Annotated in this window: 19 protein-coding genes; 8 read left to right on the top strand and 11 right to left on the bottom strand. The window is 72.5% G+C overall.

All coding sequences use genetic code 11. The annotated features are described in order from the left end of the window. Positions 1-4 precede the first annotated feature (4 nt). On the top strand, positions 5-1,534 hold the full coding sequence (locus ABZ490_RS15385; protein ID WP_358989432.1) for an NCS1 family nucleobase:cation symporter-1: 1,530 nt from the start codon (positions 5-7) through the stop codon (positions 1,532-1,534). A gap of 68 nt (positions 1,535-1,602) precedes the next feature. Here ABZ490_RS15385 and ABZ490_RS15380 read toward each other — a convergent pair whose 3' ends face one another. Continuing rightward, positions 1,603-2,277 carry a hypothetical protein gene (locus ABZ490_RS15380; protein ID WP_358989430.1) on the bottom strand — a complete coding sequence of 225 codons (675 nt, stop codon included), beginning with the start codon at positions 2,275-2,277 and terminating at the stop codon, positions 1,603-1,605. Positions 2,278-2,492: 215 nt separating this feature from the next. On the opposite strand from ABZ490_RS15380, the gene ABZ490_RS15375 reads away from it, so the two are divergent. The 7 genes from ABZ490_RS15375 to ABZ490_RS15345 all read left to right on the top strand — a co-directional run bounded on the left by ABZ490_RS15375 (position 2,493) and on the right by ABZ490_RS15345 (position 11,132). Further along, positions 2,493-3,758 carry a DUF3533 domain-containing protein gene (locus tag ABZ490_RS15375; protein ID WP_358989428.1) on the top strand — a complete coding sequence of 422 codons (1,266 nt, stop codon included), beginning with the start codon at positions 2,493-2,495 and terminating at the stop codon, positions 3,756-3,758. Positions 3,759-3,787: 29 nt separating this feature from the next. Then, positions 3,788-5,605: a gamma-glutamyltransferase gene (locus tag ABZ490_RS15370; RefSeq protein ID WP_358989426.1), complete on the top strand. Its 1,818-nt coding sequence runs from the start codon at positions 3,788-3,790 to the stop codon at positions 5,603-5,605. Between the two features lie 165 nt (positions 5,606-5,770). Then, positions 5,771-6,637 carry an inositol monophosphatase family protein gene (locus ABZ490_RS15365; RefSeq protein WP_358989424.1) on the top strand — a complete coding sequence of 289 codons (867 nt, stop codon included), beginning with the start codon at positions 5,771-5,773 and terminating at the stop codon, positions 6,635-6,637. Positions 6,638-6,943: 306 nt separating this feature from the next. Then, positions 6,944-8,356 carry an NAD(P)/FAD-dependent oxidoreductase gene (locus ABZ490_RS15360; protein ID WP_358989422.1) on the top strand — a complete coding sequence of 471 codons (1,413 nt, stop codon included), beginning with the start codon at positions 6,944-6,946 and terminating at the stop codon, positions 8,354-8,356. Positions 8,357-8,408: 52 nt separating this feature from the next. Then, positions 8,409-8,918, top strand: coding sequence for an O-acetyl-ADP-ribose deacetylase (locus ABZ490_RS15355; RefSeq protein ID WP_358989420.1), 510 nt, complete (start codon positions 8,409-8,411; stop codon positions 8,916-8,918). A gap of 64 nt (positions 8,919-8,982) precedes the next feature. Then, positions 8,983-10,056, top strand: a complete 1,074-nt coding sequence (locus ABZ490_RS15350) for a right-handed parallel beta-helix repeat-containing protein (protein ID WP_358989418.1) — start codon at positions 8,983-8,985, stop codon at positions 10,054-10,056. Between the two features lie 47 nt (positions 10,057-10,103). Further along, the gene (locus tag ABZ490_RS15345) at positions 10,104-11,132 is read left to right on the top strand and encodes a methyltransferase (RefSeq protein ID WP_358989416.1); all 1,029 of its coding nucleotides are present in this window, start codon (positions 10,104-10,106) and stop codon (positions 11,130-11,132) included. Between the two features lie 83 nt (positions 11,133-11,215). Here ABZ490_RS15345 and ABZ490_RS15340 read toward each other — a convergent pair whose 3' ends face one another. From ABZ490_RS15340 to ABZ490_RS15295, 10 genes are all read right to left on the bottom strand, one after another. After that, positions 11,216-11,548: a TcmI family type II polyketide cyclase gene (locus ABZ490_RS15340; protein ID WP_340374834.1), complete on the bottom strand. Its 333-nt coding sequence runs from the start codon at positions 11,546-11,548 to the stop codon at positions 11,216-11,218. 22 nt (positions 11,549-11,570) lie between these two features. Further along, positions 11,571-12,050 carry an SRPBCC family protein gene (locus ABZ490_RS15335; RefSeq protein ID WP_358989414.1) on the bottom strand — a complete coding sequence of 160 codons (480 nt, stop codon included), beginning with the start codon at positions 12,048-12,050 and terminating at the stop codon, positions 11,571-11,573. A gap of 4 nt (positions 12,051-12,054) precedes the next feature. Then, the gene (locus tag ABZ490_RS15330) at positions 12,055-12,312 is read right to left on the bottom strand and encodes an acyl carrier protein (RefSeq protein ID WP_358989412.1); all 258 of its coding nucleotides are present in this window, start codon (positions 12,310-12,312) and stop codon (positions 12,055-12,057) included. Positions 12,313-12,370: 58 nt separating this feature from the next. Then, the gene (locus tag ABZ490_RS15325) at positions 12,371-13,621 is read right to left on the bottom strand and encodes a ketosynthase chain-length factor (protein ID WP_358989564.1); all 1,251 of its coding nucleotides are present in this window, start codon (positions 13,619-13,621) and stop codon (positions 12,371-12,373) included. Continuing rightward, positions 13,621-14,886 (bottom strand): beta-ketoacyl-[acyl-carrier-protein] synthase family protein, encoded by a 1,266-nt coding sequence (locus ABZ490_RS15320; RefSeq protein ID WP_358989410.1) that lies wholly within the window; start codon positions 14,884-14,886, stop codon positions 13,621-13,623. Before ABZ490_RS15320 ends, ABZ490_RS15325 begins: the two co-directional genes overlap by 1 nt. After that, entirely contained in the window at positions 14,883-15,284 is a 402-nt protein-coding gene (locus tag ABZ490_RS15315) for a cupin domain-containing protein (protein WP_055637474.1), read from the bottom strand. Before ABZ490_RS15315 ends, ABZ490_RS15320 begins: the two co-directional genes overlap by 4 nt. 75 nt (positions 15,285-15,359) lie before the next feature. Then, positions 15,360-16,457, bottom strand: a complete 1,098-nt coding sequence (locus ABZ490_RS15310) for a SchA/CurD-like domain-containing protein (protein ID WP_358989407.1) — start codon at positions 16,455-16,457, stop codon at positions 15,360-15,362. A 178-nt stretch (positions 16,458-16,635) separates the two neighbouring features. Further along, positions 16,636-17,349, bottom strand: a complete 714-nt coding sequence (locus ABZ490_RS15305) for a class F sortase (protein ID WP_358989405.1) — start codon at positions 17,347-17,349, stop codon at positions 16,636-16,638. 118 nt (positions 17,350-17,467) lie between these two features. Next, on the bottom strand, positions 17,468-18,052 hold the full coding sequence (locus ABZ490_RS15300; protein WP_358989403.1) for a hypothetical protein: 585 nt from the start codon (positions 18,050-18,052) through the stop codon (positions 17,468-17,470). Between the two features lie 193 nt (positions 18,053-18,245). Next, on the bottom strand, positions 18,246-19,940 hold the full coding sequence (locus ABZ490_RS15295) for an FAD-dependent monooxygenase (protein WP_358989401.1): 1,695 nt from the start codon (positions 19,938-19,940) through the stop codon (positions 18,246-18,248). Positions 19,941-20,119 lie beyond the last annotated feature (179 nt).

The following is a 20,119-nucleotide window of genomic DNA, read 5'->3' as shown; positions in this document are numbered from 1 at the left end:
GCCCATGACCGACACCGCTCCCACGGCCATATCCGTGTCCGACCAAATGACCCGCCCCGACGGACGCGTGGAGTTCGCCCCGGGATCCCCGCCGCCCAGCGGCCCCTACGCCAACGAGGACCTGCTGCCGGTTCCCGTCGACAAGCGCACCTGGACCACGTACAACTTCTCCGCGCTGTGGGTCGGCATGGCCCACAACACGGCGTCGTGGACGCTCGCCTCCGGTCTGATAGCCGTCGGCATGGACTGGAAGCAGGCGGTGTTCACCATCGCCCTGGCCAATGTGATCGTGCTGGTCCCGATGCTGCTCACCGGGCACGCCGGACCGAAGTACGGCATCCCCTTCCCGGTGTTCGCCCGCGCCTCCTTCGGTATCCGCGGCGCCAACCTCCCCGCCGTCGTACGGGCGTTGGTGGCCTGTGGCTGGTTCGGCATCCAGACCTGGATCGGCGGTGAGGCGATCTACTTCCTCGCCGGGAAGCTGATCGGCAACGGCTGGAGCGACGCCGGGGAGTTCGGCGGCCACCCCTGGACCATGTGGCTGTCGTTCGCGATCTTCTGGGCGATCCAGGTGGCCATCATCTACCGGGGCATGGAGACCATCCGCCGCTTCGAGAACTGGGCCGCGCCCTTCGTCATCGTCGGCGCGCTGGTGATGCTGATCTGGATGAGCAACAAGGCGGGCGGCTTCGGCCCGCTGCTCGACCAGCCCTCCAAGCTCGGCTGGGGCGGCGACTTCTGGAAGCTGTTCTGGCCCTCCCTCATGGGCATGATCGGCTTCTGGTCCACACTGTCGCTGAACATCCCGGACTTCACCCGGTACGGCAAGTCGCAGAAGGCGCAGACCTGGGGCCAGGCACTCGGCCTGCCCACGACGATGACGATGTTCGCGCTGCTGTCGGTGCTGGTCACCTCCGGCTCGCAGGCCGTCTACGGCGAGACGATCTGGGACCCGGTCCAGCTGGCCGCCAAGACCGACAACGTCTTCGGGCTGCTGTTCGCGCTGGTGACCGTGCTGGTGGCGACGCTGTCGGTGAACATCGCGGCCAACCTGGTCTCGCCCGCGTTCGACTTCTCCAACGTGGCGCCGCGCAGGATCAGCTTCCGTACCGGCGCCCTCGCCACCTGTGTCATCGGGGTGCTGATCTTCCCCTGGAAGCTGTACTCCGACCCGCAGGGCTACATCTTCACCTGGCTCGGTCTGGTCGGCGGTCTGCTCGGCACGGTCGCCGGCATCCTCATCGCCGACTACTGGATCCTGCGCCGCGGCCGACTGGACCTGACCGACCTGTACCGCGCGGGCGGCCGCTACTGGTACGACGGCGGCTGGAACTGGCCCGCCGTGGCGGCCTTCCTGACGGGCGGCGTCCTCGCGGTCGGCGGTGCCAGCTTCAAGCCGATCATCGACGGACGGCCCATCCCGGCCCTGGAACCGCTGGCCGACTACGGCTGGGCGGTCGGCCTCGGCACCTCGACCCTGGTGTACCTGATCCTGATGACCGTCACCGGGCGAAGGGAGCGGAGCGCGGCCTGACGTACGGCCACCGGAAAACGGCCGGGGGTCCTCCAGGACCTCCCGGCCGTCGCCGTGTCACGGGCCGCTCAGCCGGCGCTCTTCTGGAGCGCCGCCACGGCCTCCTTCGCCGCCTTGATCGCCCCCTTGTTGATCACATCCGTGCTGGGGGCCTTCTTCGACTCGAAGTCGCTGCCGTTGTACGTGACGACGACCAGCGCGTTGGAGACCCGGGCGATGACGGTGCCCTCCCGGGTCTGCTGCTTGTCCTCGGTGGTCAGGTTCACCACCGAGTACCCGGCGTCGCCGAGGCCCGGCACATCGCCGCCGCCGCTCTTCTCCTTCAGCCGGTCCGTGTACGACGACTGCGCCTCGGCGTCCGAGTCCGTGATCTCGAAGGAGATGTCGAGCCAGCGGTAGTCGAACCCCTTGAGCGCGTTCCAGGAGCAGGTGCGGCGCAGCTTGGTGTCGGTGGAGGGGATCTCCTTGCCGGCCGTCTTGGCGCCCGGCACCAGCGCGGTGATCGTCTTGACGGCCACGCTCGTGCAGGGCGCGAGCGCGGTGTCGTACGTCTTGGACACGGCGGCCTCGGACGAGCCCCCGTCGGAGTCCTTCTTCTCGGACTGGGTCTTCTGCGTGTCCTTGGACGCGCCGTCCTGGGCGTCGGCGTCCGGACCGGACGTCATCGCCCAGCCCGCGCAGGCCAGCACGACCACCGGGGTCAGACGGGCGGTGAGGGCGAGCGGCAGTGGGAGAGAACGCACGGCGCACTTTCGTGGGGGACGGTGCGGACAGCAGTCCGCAGTGCGGACAAGGACGCCAGTGTCACACGACTCCCTGTGGGGCGGAAGGGAAAACTCGCAGTGTGCACGTGCGGTGACGATGGGGCACGACGAGGCACGCCCCTCCTGACATATCGTCGGATTTTTCGGGTGTACGGGGATAAATTGGCACCACGACCAGTCACCTACGGAGAGCCATGCCCGAATCCGCCGCCCCCGAGGCCCGCGCCCGCACCCTGCTGGGCCGCCCCAAACTGTGGCTGCTGCCCACGGTCCTGACCGGACTGCTCGCCCTGCTGCTGTCCCTCCTCTACATGGGCGGCATCGTCAACCCCAACGGCGACCTGCGCGACCTGCCCGTCGCCCTCGTCAACAGCGACAAGGGCGCCCCGCCCGCCGGACAGCGGCAGAACCTGGGCACCCAGGTCGCCGCCGCCATCGCCGCCGACACCGCGGGCGGCTCGGTCGACTGGCGTCTCCTCGGCCGCGCCGAGGCCCAGGACGAACTGGACTCCGGAAAGGTGTACGGCGCGCTCGTCATCCCCGCGGACTTCACCGACTCCCTCACCGCGCTCACCACCACCCACGCCACCGTGCGGCCGACGATCACCACCCTCACCAACCCCGGCAAGGGCAGCCTCGGCTCCTCCCTGGCGAGCCGGATCACCACCGGGGCCGCCCACCAGGTCTCCCTGAGCATCGGCAAGCAGCTCACCGCCGCCGCCCCGGCCGCCGACTCCACGACGGCGCTGCTGCTCGCCGACCCCGTGAACGTCGTCACCCAGGTCGGACACCCCATCGGCACCCACAGCGGTCTCGGTCTGACCGCCTTCTACTACACCCTGCTGCTCGTCCTCGCCGGCTTCATGGGCGGCAACGTCATCAGCAACGGTGTGGACACCGCCCTCGGTTACGCCGACAACGAGATCGGACCCTGGCACACCCGCCGCCCCACGGTGCCGATCGACCGCACCCAGACCCTGCTGCTGAAGATGGTGATGACCGCCGGCATCACCCTCGTCAGCGTCTCGCTGGTGATGCTCGCCTGTGTCGTCGTCCTGGACATGGACGCCTCGCACCTGCCGCTGCTGTGGATCTACTCCTACTGCGCGACCCTCGCGGTCGGCCTCGGCGTCCAGGCCATCAACGCGGCCTTCGGCGGCATCGGCCAGCTGGTGTCCCTGTTCGTCTTCATCGTCCTCGGCCTGCCGTCCTCCGGCGCCACCGTCCCCCTCCAGGCGGTGCCCGACTTCTACCGCTTCCTGTCGAACTTCGAGCCCATGCGGCAGCTCAGCGACGGCGTGCGCGCCATCCTCTTCTTCGACGCGCGCGGCGACGCCGGGCTGACCCGCTCCTGGATCATGATCGCGATCGGCACGGCCCTGGCCCTCGTCTTCGGCTTCGCGATGACCCGCTACTACGACCGCAAGGGCCACAAACGCCTCACCCCGCAGCCCGCGTGACCCCATCTCCGGCCGGATAGCCTTCAGGGATGAGCTTCACCACCCGGCCCACCCTCCAGGGCACCTTCGGCATGGTGTCCTCCACGCACTGGCTGGCCTCCCAGTCCGCGATGGCCGTCCTGGAGGACGGCGGCAACGCCTGTGACGCCGCCGTCGCCGGGGCGTTCGTCCTGCATGTCGTCGAACCGCACCTCAACGGTCCCGCCGGCGAGGTCCCGATCCTGCTCGCCCCGGCCGGCGGCGAGGTCCGCGTGCTGTGCGGGCAGGGCGTCGCACCGGCGGGCGCGACGGTCGCCCGCTACCGGGGCCTCGGCCTGGACCTCGTCCCCGGCACCGGCCCGCTGGCCGCGGCCGTGCCCGGCGCGTTCGACGCCTGGATGGTCCTGCTGCGCGACCACGGCACCAAGGACCTCGCCGACGTCCTGAAGTACGCCGTCGGGTACGCCGAGCACGGGCACGCGCCCGTGGAGAACCTCGGCGCGACCGTCGAGACGGTCCGGGAACTCTTCGAGACCGAGTGGACCTCGTCGGCGGAGGTGTACCTGCCCGGCGGCCGGGCGCCCCGGCCCGGCGCGCTCTTCCGCAACCCCGCCCTCGCAGCCACCTGGCGACGACTCCTCGCCGAGACCGCCGGGGCCGGGGGCCGCGAGGCGCGCATCGAGGCCGCGCGCGAGGTGTGGCGCACCGGCTTCGTCGCCGAGGCGCTGCTGCGCCAGTCCGCCCGGCCCACCCTGGACACCAGCGGCGCGCATCACACCGGCACCCTCACCGCCGCCGACCTCGCCGGCTGGTCCGCGGCCTACGAGACCCCGGCGACGTACGACTGGAACGGCTGGACCCTGTGCAAGGCCGGCCCCTGGAGCCAGGGCCCGGCCTTCCTCCAGCAGCTCGCCCTGCTCCCGCCCGAGCTGCCCGCGTACGGCTCCGCGGAGTACGTCCATCTGCTGGTCGAGGGCTGCAAGCTCGCCATGGCCGACCGCGAGGCCTGGTACGGCGACGCGGCCGAGGTCCCGCTGGCCGACCTGCTCGCGGACGACTACACCGCGGGGCGCCGCACGCTCGTCGGCGACAAGGCGTCGTACGAACTGCGCCCGGGCAGCCCCGGCGGACGCCCGCCCCGGCTCGGCGCGCAGGCGCTCACCGTGCTCTCCGGTGAGCCGGGGTTCAGCCCGATGGGGGCCGGTGAACCGACCGTCGCCACACCGGCCGGCGCCGAGCCGCGGGTCGCCGGAGACGGCCTCACCCGGGGCGACACCTGCCACCTCGACGTCGTCGACCGCTGGGGCACCATGGTCGCGGCCACGCCCAGCGGCGGCTGGCTCCAGTCCAACCCCGTCGTCCCTGAGCTGGGCTTCCCGCTCGGCACCCGGTTGCAGATGACCTGGCTGGAGGAGGGGCTGCCCAATTCCCTCACCCCCGGCCGCCGCCCCCGCACCACCCTCACCCCCTCCCTGGCCCTGCGCGACGGGGTGCCGGTGCTGGCCTTCGGTACCCCCGGCGGCGACCAGCAGGACCAGTGGCAGCTGCACTTCTTCCTCGCCGTCGCCCACAACGCGCGCGTGCGCGGCGGCCTCGACCTCCAGGGCGCGATCGACGCCCCGAACTGGCACACCGACTCCTTCCCCTCCTCCTTCTACCCGCGCGGCATGCGGCCGGGCAGTGTCACCGTCGAGTCCCGGACGCCGGCCGAGGTGGTGGAGGGGCTGCGGCGGCGCGGACACGACGTGACCGTCGGCGCGCCCTGGTCCGAGGGCCGGCTGTGCGCCGTCGCCCGCGACCCGGAGAGCGGGATCCTGTCGGCGGCGGCGAACCCGCGCGGGATGCAGGGGTACGCGGTGGGCCGCTGACGACCGCTGACGACCGCTGACGACCGCTGACGACCGCTGACGACCGCTGACGTCCGTTGACGGCCGGAGGTGTCCGGTACGGGCCGCACCAGTTCTTCATCCCGATTCCGCCCGGAGTGCACCGGCGGGGTGGGGATTGTCAGTGGGGCGTGCTCTCATGGGGACATGATCCAAGACATGGAATCCCTCAACGGCTTGGACGAGTTTCTCGCCCGTCACTCGGCCGACGTGGAGGAAGCGGTCCGCAAGGCCGCCGCGGCCGAGATCATGCCCCGCTTCCGGCAGCTCGCCGACCACGAGGTCGACCAGAAGAGCGGTCCCCACGACCTGGTGACCGACGCCGACCGGGGCGCCGAGCTGTTCCTCACCGGGGCCCTCGGCGCCCTGCTGCCCGGCTCGGTCGTCGTCGGCGAGGAGGCGGTCCACGCCGACCCCGCGACGTACGAGGCGATACGGCGCGACGCGCCGGTGTGGATTGTCGACCCGGTCGACGGCACCCGGCAGTTCGTCCGCGGCGAGGAGGGCTTCTGCACCCTGGTCGCGCTCGCCCACCGCGGTGTCCTCCTCGCCTCCTGGACCTACGCCCCGGCCCGCGACCAGCTCGCCACCGCGGTGCGCGGCGGCGGCGCCTTCCTCGACGGGGAGCGGCTGTTCGCCGGACCGCCCGCGCCCGGCCGCGACCTGGTCGTCGCCACCTCGCACCCGGACTACACCACCGACGAGCAGAAGCGCGCCCTGCTCGCCCTGCGCACGGAGGGCGTCGCGCCCCGCCCCTGCGGATCGGCCGGCCTGGAGTATCTCGCCATAGCCCGGGGCGAGTTGGACGCCACCGCCTTCTCCTGGGAGGCCGCCTGGGACCACGCGGCCGGACTGCTGCTCGTCGAGGAGGCGGGCGGCGCCCATCTGACCCTCACCGGTGAGCCGTTCCGCATCACCGGCGGCAATTCCCTGCCGTTCACCGCCGCCCGCGACGCGGCCACGGCCCGCCGCGTGGCGGACCTGCTGGCGGGTGGTGCGCCGGCGACGGACTGACGTCCACGCCGAGCGGACCGTCCAAGGCGCGCGGACCGTCCACGGCGCGCGGACCGTCCACGGCGCGCGGACCGTCCACGGCGCGCGGACCGTCCACGCCGAGCGGACCGTCCACGGCGCGCGGACCGTCCACGGCGCGCGGACCGTCCACGGCGGGCCGACCCCCGGCGCCCGGTGCGCCCGGCAGCGGGCCGGCGGCCGGGACGGGTGCCCTTCGGCGGGGTGTCGTACCCCCGGCATATCCTGACCCCGGAGGCCGCCGGGCTGCGGGGGCCGCCCGCTGACGAAGGGGTCGAAGTGCCGTCGATGCTCGATGCGGTCGTGGTGGGGGCGGGGCCCAACGGGCTCACCGCCGCAGTGGAGCTGGCCCGACGCGGCTTCTCCGTGGCGCTGTTCGAGGCGCGCGACACCGTGGGCGGGGGATGCCGCACCGAGGAACTCACCCTCCCCGGCTTCCGGCACGACCCCTGCGCCGCCGCCCACCCCCTCGGCATCAACTCACCGGCGTTCCGCGCCCTGCCCCTGGAGCGGTACGGCCTGGAATGGCTGCACGCCGAACTGCCCATGGCGCACCCGTTCCCCGACGGCACCGCCGCCGTGCTGTCCCGCTCGGTCGCCGAGACCGCCGCCTCCTTCGGCCCGCGCGACGCCGGCACCTACCGCCGCCTCGTCGAGCCGTTCCTGCCCCACTGGGACACCCTCGTCCGCGACTTCATGTCGCTGCCGCTCACCGCGCTGCCGCGCGACCCGGTCACCCTCGCCCGGTTCGGCCTGGCCGGACTGCCCCCGTCCACCTGGCTGATGCGCCGCTTCCGCGACGAACCGGCCAGGACCCTCATCGCCGGACTCGTCGCCCACGTCATGGCCCCGCTCGGCGGCCTCGCCACCGGAGCCGTCGGCCTGGTCTTCGCCCTCGCCGCGCACGCCCGCGGCTGGCCGGTGGCCCGCGGCGGCTCCCAGGCGATCTCCGACGCGCTCGCCACCTATCTGAAGGACCTCGGCGGGAGCGTCCACACCGACTACGAGGTCAAGCGCCTCGACGACCTGCCCCCGGCCCGCGCCTACGTCTTCGACACCACCCCCACCGCCCTCGCCCGGATCGCCGGCTTCGGCAGCCACTACGCGCGCTTCCGCTACGGCGCCGCCGCCTTCAAGGTCGACTACGCGCTCGACGGACCGGTCCCCTGGACCGCGCCCGAGGCACGGGTGGCCGGGACCGTGCAGATCGCCGCCGACAGCACCGAGATCCGCACCGCGCTGCGCGCCGCGTCCCAGGAGGGCCGCGCACCCGAGCGCCCCTTCCTGATCACGGTCCAGCCCGGAGTCGTCGACCCCACCCGCGCCCCGGCGGGCAAGCAGGTCTTCTGGGCCTACGGGCATGTGCCCAACGGCTGGACCGGCGACCTCACCGACGCCGTCGAACGCCAACTGGAGCGGTTCGCCCCGGGGTTCCGCGACCGCGTCCTCGCCCGCGCGATCGCCGGCCCGGCCGAACTCGCCGTCCGCAACGCCAACTACGTCGGCGGCGACATCGCCGCCGGCGCCGCCACCGGCCTCCAGCTCCTGCTCCGCCCCAAGCTCTCCCTGCGCCCGTACGCCACCCCGCACCCGGCGGTGTTCCTCTGCTCCTCGTCGACCCCGCCGGGCCCCGGCGTCCACGGCATGTCGGGCCACAACGCGGCGAAGGCCGTATGGCGGAGACTGCGCGCCCAGCCCTGACACCTCGCGAAACGCGCGGGCCGACCGGAGCCGCCGGTTGGTATACACAGCCATGACCACCCTCACGCTCGTCCAGGGCGACATCACCGGCCAGTCCGTGGACGCGATCGTCAACGCGGCCAACTCCTCGCTCCTCGGCGGCGGCGGTGTCGACGGCGCCATCCACCGCCGGGGCGGCCCGGAGATCCTCGCCGACTGCCGCCGTCTGCGCGCCTCGCAGTACGGCAGGGGCCTGCCCACCGGCCAGGCGGTCGCCACCACCGCCGGCGAGCTGGACGCCCGCTGGGTCATCCACACCGTGGGCCCCGTGTACAGCGCGAGCGAGGACCGCTCCGCCCTGCTGGCCTCCTGCTACCGCGAGTCCCTGCGCGTCGCGGACGAACTCGGCGCCCGCACCGTCGCCTTCCCCGCCGTCTCGGCCGGCATCTACGGCTGGCCGCTGGACGACGCCGCCCGCATCGCGGTGGAGACGGCACGCACCACACCGACCCGGGTCGAGGAGATCAGGTTCGTCCTGTTCGACGAGCGGGCGTACAGGGCGTTCGCGCGCCAGGCCGGGTGAGAGGACACGCCGCCGGACGGCCCATGCCACGGCTTCCGGACCATCCGGACATATCTTGTGAAATATGACGAAATGCCATGTGCTGTACCTGGCGTGCACCGCCGCGATCGTCGGGACGGGGCTCGGTGCCGCCCCGGCGGCCGCCGGGCACCCCCACCACGTGACCCATGTGGTCCGGCAGGGACAATCCATCCAGAAGGCGGTCGACGCCGCCGCCCCCGGCGACACCGTGTACGTGACCGCCGGGACCTACCGCGAGAGCGTCACCGTCGCCACCGACGGAGTGACGCTGGCCGGCGGCCCCCGCGCCGTGCTGCGGCCCGCCCCGGTCAAGAAGAAGGCCGTCGGCACCTGCGCCGCCGACGGCAACGGCATCTGTGTGACCGGCACCAAGGCCCACAAGGTCAAGGACGTCACCGTCGCCGGACTGACCGTCACCGGGTTCACCAAGAACGGCGTCTACGCCACCGCCACCGACCGGCTGACCGTACGCAACGTCACGGCCGAGAAGAACGGCGTCTGGGGCATCGCCACCGAGGCCTCCGAGCGCACGCTGCTGCGCGGCAACACCGCCCGCGACAACGGCGACGCCGGACTGTTCCTCGCCAACACCGTCAAGGAGGAGCAGGGTGCCACGGAGACCCGGGGCACCCGCGTCCTGGGCAACAAGCTGGAGGGCAACCGGATCGGCGTCACCGTCCGCCGGCTGCGCGACCTCACCGTCGCCCGCAACGAGATGACCGGCAACTGCGCGGCCGTCTTCGTCGTCGGCGACGAGAACAAGCCCAAGGCCGGCCGCGTCACCGTCCGCGACAACCGCATCGTCGCCAACAACAAGTCCTGCCCGAAGACCGCCCGGCTCGACGCCCTCCAGGGCACCGGCATCGTCCTCACCGGTGCCGAGGACAGCGTGATCACCCGCAACGTGATCCGCGACAACGCCGGCACCTCCTCGCTCTCCGGCGGCATCGTCCTGCTGAAGAGCTTCGTGGGCACCACCAGCGACCGGAACCGGATCAGCGACAACACCCTGTCCGGCAACTCCCCGGCCGACCTCGTCGTCACCGACACCGAGGGCAAGGGCAACACCTTCGAGCACAACTCCTGCAAGGCCTCCCGGCCCGCGGGTCTGTGCTGACCGGACACCCGTCCCCCTGACAGGTCCCTCGAGAAGAAAGGCGGCACATGACGACCGCTCAAAGCGCCCCGCCCCCACCCATGCGGCTGCGGGAGCTCGTGTTCGGGGCGGCATGTGCCGCCGCCCTGCGTGCCTCGGCCCGGCTCGGCGTCGCCGACGCCCTCGGCGAGGCCCCCATGACCGTGGAGGACCTCGCCGCCGCGGTGAAGACCGAGCCGAAGCCGCTGCGCCGGCTGCTGCGCGCCCTGTCCTGCTACGGAGTCTTCGCCGAGCGCCCCGACGGCATGTTCACCCACACCGACATGTCCCGGCTGCTGCGCGAGGACGACCCGCACAGCCTGCGCAACATCACCCTGTGGTGCACCGAACCCTGGACCTGGGACGCCTGGCCCAAACTCGACGAGGCGGTGCGCACCGGCCACAACGTCGTGGAGGACCTCTACGGCAAGGAGTTCTTCACCTACCTCAACGAGGACGCCCCCGAGTCGGCCGAGGTCTTCAACCGGGCCATGACCACCTCCAGCGAGCAGTCCGCACGGGAGGTCGCCGCCCTCCTCGACCTGTCCGGCAGCAAGTCCGTCGCCGACATCGGCGGCGGCCAGGGCCATGTGGTGGCCAGCCTGCTCGACAAGTACCCGGCGATGCGCGGCACCCTGCTCGACCTGCCCCGCGTGGTCGACAACGCCGTGCCCCGGCTGCGCGAGGGCGGCGACCTCGCTGACCGCGCCCGGATCGTCCCCGGCGACGTCCGCAAGGCCGTCCCCGTCCAGGCCGACGTCTACGTCATCAAGAACATCCTGGAGTGGGACGACGAGTCCACCGCCAGGACCCTCGCCAACGTCATCGGGGCGGGCGGCCCCGGCACCCGGGTCGTCGTCATCGAGAACCTCGTCGACGACACCCCCTCCATGCGGTTCAGCACCGCCATGGACCTGCTGCTGCTCCTCAACGTCGGCGGGGCCAAGCACACCACCGAGTCCATGGTGAGCCGGCTCACCGAGGCGGGCCTCGTCATCGACGACATCCGGCCCGTCAACCCCTATCTGCACGCCTTCGACTGCCACGTCCCCGGCTGACCCGCCGGACGTACCGGCCCACAACCACCGGTCGCCGGGTCCGCAGCGTCGCGGACCCGGCGACCGGTGACACCGGCGCGGACTCAGCCGGCCGGTTCGCGCTCCCAGAGGTAGAAGCGCCGCGCCATGGCGTCCTTCGGGGAACGCCAGGTCTCGGGGTCGTACGCGCTGACGTACGCCGTCAGCCGCTCGCTGACGTCCCGGAACTCGGGGTGGTTCGTGACCTTGGCGATGGCCGGGCCGGGGTCGCGCTCCGACTCGATCAGATGCAGGTACACGTCGCCGAACTGGAAGAGGCTGCGCCGGACGACTCCGACGAGGTGCGGCAGCTCTCCCCGGTCCGACTCCTCGAACACCTGGGCGATGCCGGGGGCGGAGCCCGGGGCCATACGGGCGACGATCAGGGCTTGGTGCATGGGGGAGTGTCCTCCGTCCGGCTCAGTCGGTCAGGCCCGGAGTGGTTCCGCGGTCCGCGGCGGCCTTCTCGATGCGGTCCCGGATCAGGGCCAGCTGGACCTTGGAGTTCCGGTTGATGTTGTCGGTCATCCACTCGTCGTCGACCGGCGCGTCCGGCTTCATCGCGAAGTCCTGCGTCCAGATCATCCGCACCCCGGCCGGCACCTCCTCGTACCGCCAGTGGATGTCCATGTGGGCGAACGGTCCCGTCTCCACCCGGCGGGCGCGGACGGTGAGCGTCTCGCGGTTCGGCTCGCGCTCGGAGACCCAGCTCCAGACCTTGCCGTTGTCGTCCGGGTGCATGGTCAGCCGGAACGTGGTCTTCCGTCCCTCACGGGAGAGGATCTCCACGGACGCGTACTCGCTGAACAGCCGCGGCCAGTTCTCCAGGTCGTTGGTCATGTCCCAGACCAGGTCGAGCGGAGCGCCGATGGTGATCTCGTTCTGCGTGTGTCCGGTCATGGCGTCACGCCCCCGCCGGCAGCGCGCTGTTGACCCGGTCGAGGAACTCCCGGGGCGTCCGGCAGGCCTCCATGTCCAGGTCCAGGGGCGTACCGAAGCGGTTCTCCAGCTCGCCCACGATGCCGAGCATGCCGAGCGAGTCGATGCCCAGCTCGCCGAACTCGCCGTCCACGTGCTCCTTGAGCCGCTCCGGCGTCACGGTGATCCCGGCGGCCTTCTTCATCAGACCGGCGAGTTCGTCCAGGGTGATGCGGTCACTCATGCGATACCTCTCCTTCGTGCTGTGCTGTGCTGTGCCGTGCCGTGCGTGCCACGCCTTGCTACGAGGCGTGGGCGGCGCCGTGCCGCAGCACCAGCGCCGAGTTCGACCCCATCAGGCCCCGGCTGAGGACCAGCGCCGTGCGCATCTCCGCGGCACGGGCACGTCCGGTCACCAGATCGAGGTCATGGCAGATGTCGAAGACATGGGGGGTGGGCGGGATCAGACCGTGCTCCATCGCCAGCACCGCGGCCGCCGTGTCCAGCACCGGCGCCCCGCCGAAGGCCCGGCCGATCCCGGTCTTCGGCGCCGTCACCGGCACCCTGCGGCCGTGCGCGCCGAGCGCGTCGGCGATCGCGAGCGCCTCCGCCCGGTCCGCCTCCGGCACCCCGAGGGCGTCGGCGAAGACCACGTCGATCTCCTCCGGCGCACAGCCCGCCTCGTCCAGGGCGCCCCTGATGGCCTGCGCGAGCCCCTCCCGGGACTCCGCCCAGCGGCCGGCGCCGGTGAAGGTCGCCGTGTGCCCGTCCAGGGTGGCCCGCACCCGGGCCCCCCGCTCCAGCGCCGAGGCCTGCGCCTCCACGACGAACATGGCGCCGCCCTCGGCGGGCACGAACCCGCACGCCGCGTCGGTGAACGGACGGTAGGCGCGCTCCGGCTCCGCCACGGTGCTCAGCGCGTCGTAACCGAGCTGGCAGACCATCGAGTACGGGGCGAGCGGGGCCTCGGTCGAGCCGGTCACCAGCACGTCCGTGCCGCGCCGGACCGCCCGTGCCGCGTGCGCGAGGGCGTCCAGGCCGCCCGCCTCGTCCGCGGCGAGGACCGAGCAGGGGCCCTTGAAACCACGGCGGATCGAGATCTGGCCGGTGCTCGCCGCGTAGAACCAGGCGATCGACTGGTAGGGCCCGACGAACCGGCTGCCCTTGCCCCACAGCTGCTGGAGCTCGCGCTGCCCGAACTCGCCGCCGCCGCTGCCGGCCGCGGTGACCACGCCCACCGAGTAGGGATTCTCGTCGGTGTCGGCCTGGCCGAGCCGGGCGTCCTCCAGCGCGAGATCGGCGGCGGCCATCGCGAAGTGCGTGAACCGGTCCGTCTGGACGAGGAAACGCTCCTCCACGGCCGCCGCCGCGTCGAAGTCCCGGACCTCGCCGGCCACCCGCAGCGGCAGGTGCTCGCACCCCTCGCGGGTGATCCGGTCCAGGACGCTGATGCCTTCCTGCGTGGCCTTCCAGAAGGCCTGGGTGCTGGATCCGTTCGGCGCGACGACACCGATTCCGGTGACGACGGCGCGCCGTGGCTGCGGTGCGCTCATCATGTCCTCTCCCTCGGCCGGGTCAGGACCACCGCGGACTGGAACCCGCCGAACCCGCTGCCCACGGAGAGCACGCTGTTCAGCGTCCGTTCGCGCGCGACCCGCGGCACGTAGTCGAGGTCGCACTCGGGGTCGGGGGTCTCGTAGTTCGCGGTGGGCGGTACCACCTGGTGGGCCATGGCCAGGACACAGGCGACGACCTCGATCGCGCCGATCGCGCCGAGCGAGTGACCCACCATGGACTTGATGGAGCTCATCGGGGTGGTGTACGCGTGCTGCCCGAGGGCCCGCTTCACGGCGGCCGTCTCATGACGGTCGTTCTGCAGGGTGCCCGACCCGTGCGCGTTGACGTAGTCGATGGCCGTGGGGTCGAGCCGGGCGTGGTCGAGGGCGAAGTCGATCGCCCGCGCCATCTCCAGGCCCTCCTTGGTGAGCCCGGTCATGTGGTACGCGTTGCCGAAGGTGGCGTAGCCGCCCAGCTCGCAGTACACGCGCGCGCCACGGGCCTTGGCGTGCTCCAGCTCCTCCAGGACGAGGACCGCGCCGCCCTCGCCCATCACGAAGCCGTTGCGGTCGGCGTCGAAGGGGCGGGAGGCGTGGGCGGGGTCGTCGTTGTTCGGCGACGTCGCCTTGATCGCGTCGAAGCAGGCCATGGTGATCGGGGAGATCGGCGAGTCCGACGCGCCGGCTATGCAGACGTCGGCCCGGCCCTCCTCGATCGTGTGGAAGGCGTACCCGACGGCGTCCAGCCCCGAGGTGCAGCCGGTGGAGACCGTCTGCACCGGGCCGCGCGCCTCGAACCGCTCGGCGACCGTGGCCGCGAGCGTGGCGGGCGTGAACGCGCGGTGCAGCTCCGGCTCCGCGCGCTTCTGGTCGACGTCCCAGCGCTGCCCGTGATGGCTGACCAGGACGTAGTCGTGCTCCAGCCGGGTGGTGCCGCCGACCGCGGTGCCCAGCGACACCCCGACCCGCCACGGGTTCTCCCGGGCCAGGTCGAGGCCCGCGTCCCGCACCGCCTCCTCCCCGGCGACCAGCGCGAACTGTATGTACCGGTCGCTGCGGGCGACCTCCTCGGCGGCCAGTCCCGCGGCCACCGGGTCGAAGTCGCACTCGGCGGCGATCCGCGACCTCAGGCCGGCCGGATCGAAGAAGGTGATGCCCCGGGTCGCGGTCCGCCCGTGCGAGAGCAGATCCCAGAACGCCGGTGCGCCGATGCCGCCGGGTGCGACCACGCCTATGCCGGTGACCGCCACCCGCCTGCTCATGAGACGACCTCGGCGGTCTCCTCGGTGTCGACGTGGCCGAGCGGCGGGCTCGGGGCCAGGGGCCCCAGGTGGAAGACGATCCGCGCCTCCACCTTCCCGACATTGCGGAAGCGGTGCTTCATGTGCATGGGGATCAGCAGGCCCTGCTCCGGCTGGAGCGGGACGGGCTCGCCGTCCAGGTCGACCTCCAGCTGTCCGCACAGGACGTACACGAACTCCTCGGAGTACGGGTGGTAGTGCTCGCCGATGCGGTCACCGGGCTGGATGAGCGCCACGCCCATGAAACCGCTGGTGGAGCCGACCGTGGCCGGGGTGAGCATGGCGCGCAGGTCGCCGCCGCGCCGGGTGTTGGGCTCGACCTCGCTGAGATCCACGACTCTGGGACGGGAATTGATCACGACGTTGCTCCGATCGTGTGCTGTGCTGTGCTGGCTGTGCTCTGCCGAGCGGGGCGGGGGCGGGGGCGGGACGGGTCAGGCGCCGGGGGAGCGGCGGTCGGTGACGAGGGCCATCCGGGTGGGCCCGGCGGCGCCCTTGGCGGCGCGGCCGTCCAGCAGCCGCTTCAGCTCGGACGCCTTCGGGGACAGCGCGGGGTCGTCGGCGCGGACGCCGTGCCGTACGTCCACCAGGCGCACCACGACGTCGTCGCGCTGGAAGATCGTGCTGCTCAGCACCGGGCACTTGGGGTCGTCCGCGGCCGCCTCGTCCTGCTCGGCCAGCAGCCGGGCCAGCTCCAGGCCGTGGCCGGTCTTCGCGGGGTAGTACAGGGCGTGCCGCTCGGCCTTCGGGTCCTCCTGGTCCGCCGCCACGTGGTGGACGGCGGGCAGCGCGGCCCGGGTGAAGAAGACCCGTGCGGAGTCCGGGTCGTCGAGGTCCCGGTCCTGCTCCAGATAGGGGTTGATGGCCTCCTCGACGGCCCGCACCTCGGGCTGCCGGGCGACGTGGCGCAGCGCGGCCATCAGGTCGCCGCGCACCTCGACGGCCCGCACCACCCGGTTGCCGTGCATGAACAGCGAGGTGCGGCACAGCCAGGTGGTCTCGTCGACCTTCGGCTCGGGCGAGGCGTAGTCGGCGAGGATCTTCGCCACCGCCTCCTCGCTGCCGGGCTTCACGGTGAAGGTGAGCGCGTGCCGGATGACGCCGTCGCCCATCCGGGGCGCGGTCTGCAGGCTGCGCGCGCTGGCAGACGCCGGCCCACCGGTCTCCCGTACGACGTGGAAGCGCAGGCTGCGGGTGTCGCGGACACAGCTGTGCAGCGGCTTGACCATCTCCACGTGCTCCTCGCTGTTCACCCAGGTGAGGAACGGCGGGGCGCTCTCCCACTCGCTGGTGATCAGCCACTGGGAGGGGTTCTCGATCGACTGGCAGAGCTGGTCGCTGACATGGCCGGGGACGGAGGCGACCTGGTTGCAGAGCTGCTCGTAGGCCTCCAGGAACTGCTGCTGGGCGCCGTCGTGGACGTCCACGAGCAGGACGACCCGCAGTCGCGAGCCGTCGAACACGGACTGGGAGACCCGCTGCGAGACGCGGCGGGTGAGCGGGGCGGAGGCGGGAGCGGACGTGGTGGTCATGCGGGGCACTTCTCCTTCGCGGGAAGGGGCGGTGGACTTCGCCCGCGGTGCCGCGGGGTGAAGTCACCGTCCGCGCGGTGGGCGTGACTCGATCGTGGGCCGCTCCCCGTGGGCGCGCGATTCGGTGGGGACTACGCGGGTGACCGCTCACCCCTGGGGGTGACGGCCGGGTGACGGTTCATCGGAGGTGGGCGAAGACGACCAGGTTGTCCTTGTAGTCCTTGACCGAGTGGTCGTAGTCGCCGGCACAGGTGATCAGCCGGGCCTCGGCCCGCGGGGTGTCGGCGTAGACCCGCTCGCTCGGGAAGTCGTCCTTGGCGTACGTCTCGGTGTCGTCGACCTCGAAGTGCGCGACGCTGCGGTCGGCCCGTACGACGTCGAAGACATCGCCCTTCCTCAGGTACTGCAACCCGGCGAAGACGGCGGCTGAGGTCTTGGTGTCGACATGACCGGCGATGATCGCGGTGCCCGTCTCGCCCGGGGAGGGGCCGGCGGCGTGCCAGCCGACGAGGTTGGTGTCGTTCGGGGGCGGCGCCTCGAGCTGTCCCTTGGTGTTGAGGGAGAGGTCCGTGAAGGGGGCGTCGACCGAGATCCGGGGGATGCGCAGCCGGACCGGCCGGGAGCGGGGCAGATGCCGGCCCACCGGCCGGCCGTCGCCCGCGGCGGGGGCGGACGAGCGCGGCGGCGCCGGGGAGAGGGCGGTTCTGGGGACCTGGGGCGCCTGCCGGGCCTGCGGGGGAAGAGAGGGGGAGCCGGAGGACGACGCGTCGTTGCCGCCGATCAGGCTCACCGCCAGGATCAGCAGCGCCACGGCGCACAGCACGGTCAGCGTGGAGCGGGACTCCTGGCCGCCCGGCTCGTCGGCGGCGGGGGAGGGAGGGGGGACTGCCATCGGGTAACACCTCGGACAGGGCAGGTCTGCGGGGGCGGACGGGCGGGGCCGGGAACCGGCCGGGCGGCCGCCACACGATGCACCGGTGGCGGCCGCGGCTCTATCGCGTCCGGCATGGTCAGGCCAGGCCGTGGGCCGACTTCTTGCGGCGCACGCCGTACAGACCGGCTCCGGCGACCGCGAGGACGGCCAGACCGCCCGCGGTCACGGACGGAGCGGCCAGGGCGCCACCGCCGGTGTGCACACCGCCGTGGGGCTTGTCCTTGCCGCTCCAGGAGTCCTCACTGTCCTCCTTGCTCCAGGACGAGTCGTCCTTGGCGGAGTCGTCCTTGTTCCAGGAGTCCTCCTTGGACGAGTCGTCCTTGCTCCAGGACTCCTCCTTGGAGCCGTCCTCCTTGCTCCACTCCTTGGCGCCCTTCTCGTGGCCGTCGGTCACGAGGGTCAGGGCGCCACCGCCGGTGTGCATGCCGCCGTGGGGCTTGCCGTGCTCCTTGCCCGAGTCCTCCTTGCCGGAGTCCTCCTTGCTCCAGTCGGAGTCGTCCTTGCTGTACCCGGAGTCCTCCTTCGTCGATGACTCGTCCTTCTTGCTGTAGGACGAGTCGCCCTTCTCCCAGTCGCCGTCGGCCGCGTAGGCGCCGGGCGCGGTGAGGGCGAGGACGGCCGAGGCCGCCGCGCTGGCCAGGATGATGCGAGCAGAACGCATGTGCGGGGATCCTTCCGCCACGGCCGGGCAGCTGGTGCTTCGTCAGCTGGGATGACCCGGCCCTGACGTGATCCACCGTCAGTCACGGTGCCGCCCCCCACCACTCGGGGCGGTCACGCGGGTGAACGGGCCCCGCCAAACGAGTCGGCCGGCAGCGCGGGGGCTGCCGGCCGAGGTGGTGCGGGGCGAAGGGTCAGGGCAAGGACAGTACGGTGCCCAGCACCTGACGCAGCGTCGACTGGGGGTCCGGGACCGGGCCGGGGGAGCGCCAGGCGACGAATCCGTCCGGACGGACGAGGACGGCGCCCCCGGGGCCGACCCCGTGCGCGGCGCGCCAGTCGGTGCCGGCGGGCCCTTCCAGCGGGGTCAGGTCGGCGTCGCGTGCGCTGCCCACCCGGTAGGGGGTCAGCGGGATCGCCTCCCGGTCGGCCAGGCGGGCGGCGGCCTCCTGCCAGGCGCCCGGCTCACCGCCCGCGTCCGCGTCGTCGGCGTCGCTGAGCAGCACCAGGGTGCGCTCGTACAGGTCGAGCGTGGAGATCCGCTCGCCCGCGCGCCGCACCCACAGATGGGGTGCCCTGCTGCCGGGCTCCCCGGTCAGGGAGAGTCCGTCGGGGACGACGGGGGTCGACGGATCGGTGCCGGCGACGGCGCCCTGCGGATAGCGGTAGCCGAGGGCCACGTTCAGGATGCCGCGCTGCGGTCCGCCGGCGCCGGCGCCGGCGCCGGGCGGCGGGGCGAAGCCGGGGTGGCTGTGCTCGGCCGAGCGGGCGGCGGCGCGGGCGCTGGTGGCCTCCGCGACCGGCCGGCGCTCCGCGTCGTAGGTGTCGAGGAGCCCGTCGCCCGCCCAGTCGCCGAGCACCGCGGCCAGCTTCCAGGCGAGGTTGTGGGCGTCCTGGATGCCGGTGTTGGAGCCGAAGGCGCCGGTGGGGGACATCTCGTGCGCCGAGTCGCCGGCCAGGAAGACCCGCCCGGACCGGTAGGCGCGGGTCACCCGCTGGGCGGCGTGCCAGGGCGCCTTGCCGGTGATCTCCACGTCCAGGTCGGGGACCCCGACCGCCCGGCGGATGTGCGCGATGCAGCGTTCGTCGGTGAACTCCTCCATCGTCTCGCCGTGTTCGGGGTGCCAGGGGGCGTGGAAGACCCAGTTCTCGCGGTTGTCCACGGGCAGCAGCGCACCGTCGGCGTCCGGCTCGGTCAGGTAGCAGACGATGAAGCGGCGCTCGCCCACCACCTCGGCGAGCCCGCGGGAGCGGAACGTCATGCTGATGTTGTGGAACAGGTCGCCGGGACCGCTCTGCCCGATGCCGAGCGCCTCCCGCACGGGGCTGCGCGGACCGTCGGCGGCGACCAGGTAGTCCGCGCGGATCGTGGTGTGCTCGCCGGTGTCCCGGCTCTTGACCAGCGCGGTGACGCCCTCGTCGTCGGCGTCGAAGGACATCAGCTCGGTGTGGAAGCGCAGATCGCCGCCGAGCGCCGCGGCCTGGTCGAGCAGGACCGGCTCCAGGTCGTTCTGGCTGCACAGGCACCAGCCGCTCGGACTGAACCGGGCCAGTCCGCCGCCCGGGTCGATGTCCTTGAAGAGCCACTCGCCCGCGTCGCCGACCAGGGTGGGCGTCTGCAGGATGCCGTGGTTCTCGGCCAGCGTCGCCGCCGCCTCGTGGATCCCCGGCTCGGCCCCGGCGACGCGGAACAGCTCCATCGTGCGGACGTTGTTGCCCCGGCCGCGCGGGTGGACGGAGGTGCCGGCGTGGCGCTCCACCAGGGTGTGCCGCACCCCCAGCCGGCCCAGGAACAGGGACGTCGACAGGCCCACCAGGGACCCGCCGACGATGAGGACCGGGATCCTGTGGACCCTCTCGCCGGTTTCGCCGGCCGTCTCGTGCGTCATTCCTTCATCACTCGCCTCCAGGCATCATGTCCGCCGGCTCCACCGGAAGGGGGTCCGCGGGTTCATGCATTGCCCCGCACGGCGGACACCGCCTCGGGCCGCAGCCGCTTCACCCGCTTGACCCACCCGATTCACCGTGCTGACGCCCTCACAGGCGAACGGGTGACGCCGCACCGGCG

Source organism: Streptomyces sp. NPDC005811, assembly GCF_040630405.1.
GTDB lineage: Bacteria > Actinomycetota > Actinomycetes > Streptomycetales > Streptomycetaceae > Streptomyces.
Note: the sequence above shows the minus strand (reverse complement) of the source record. Positions and strands in the feature narration are given on the sequence as shown.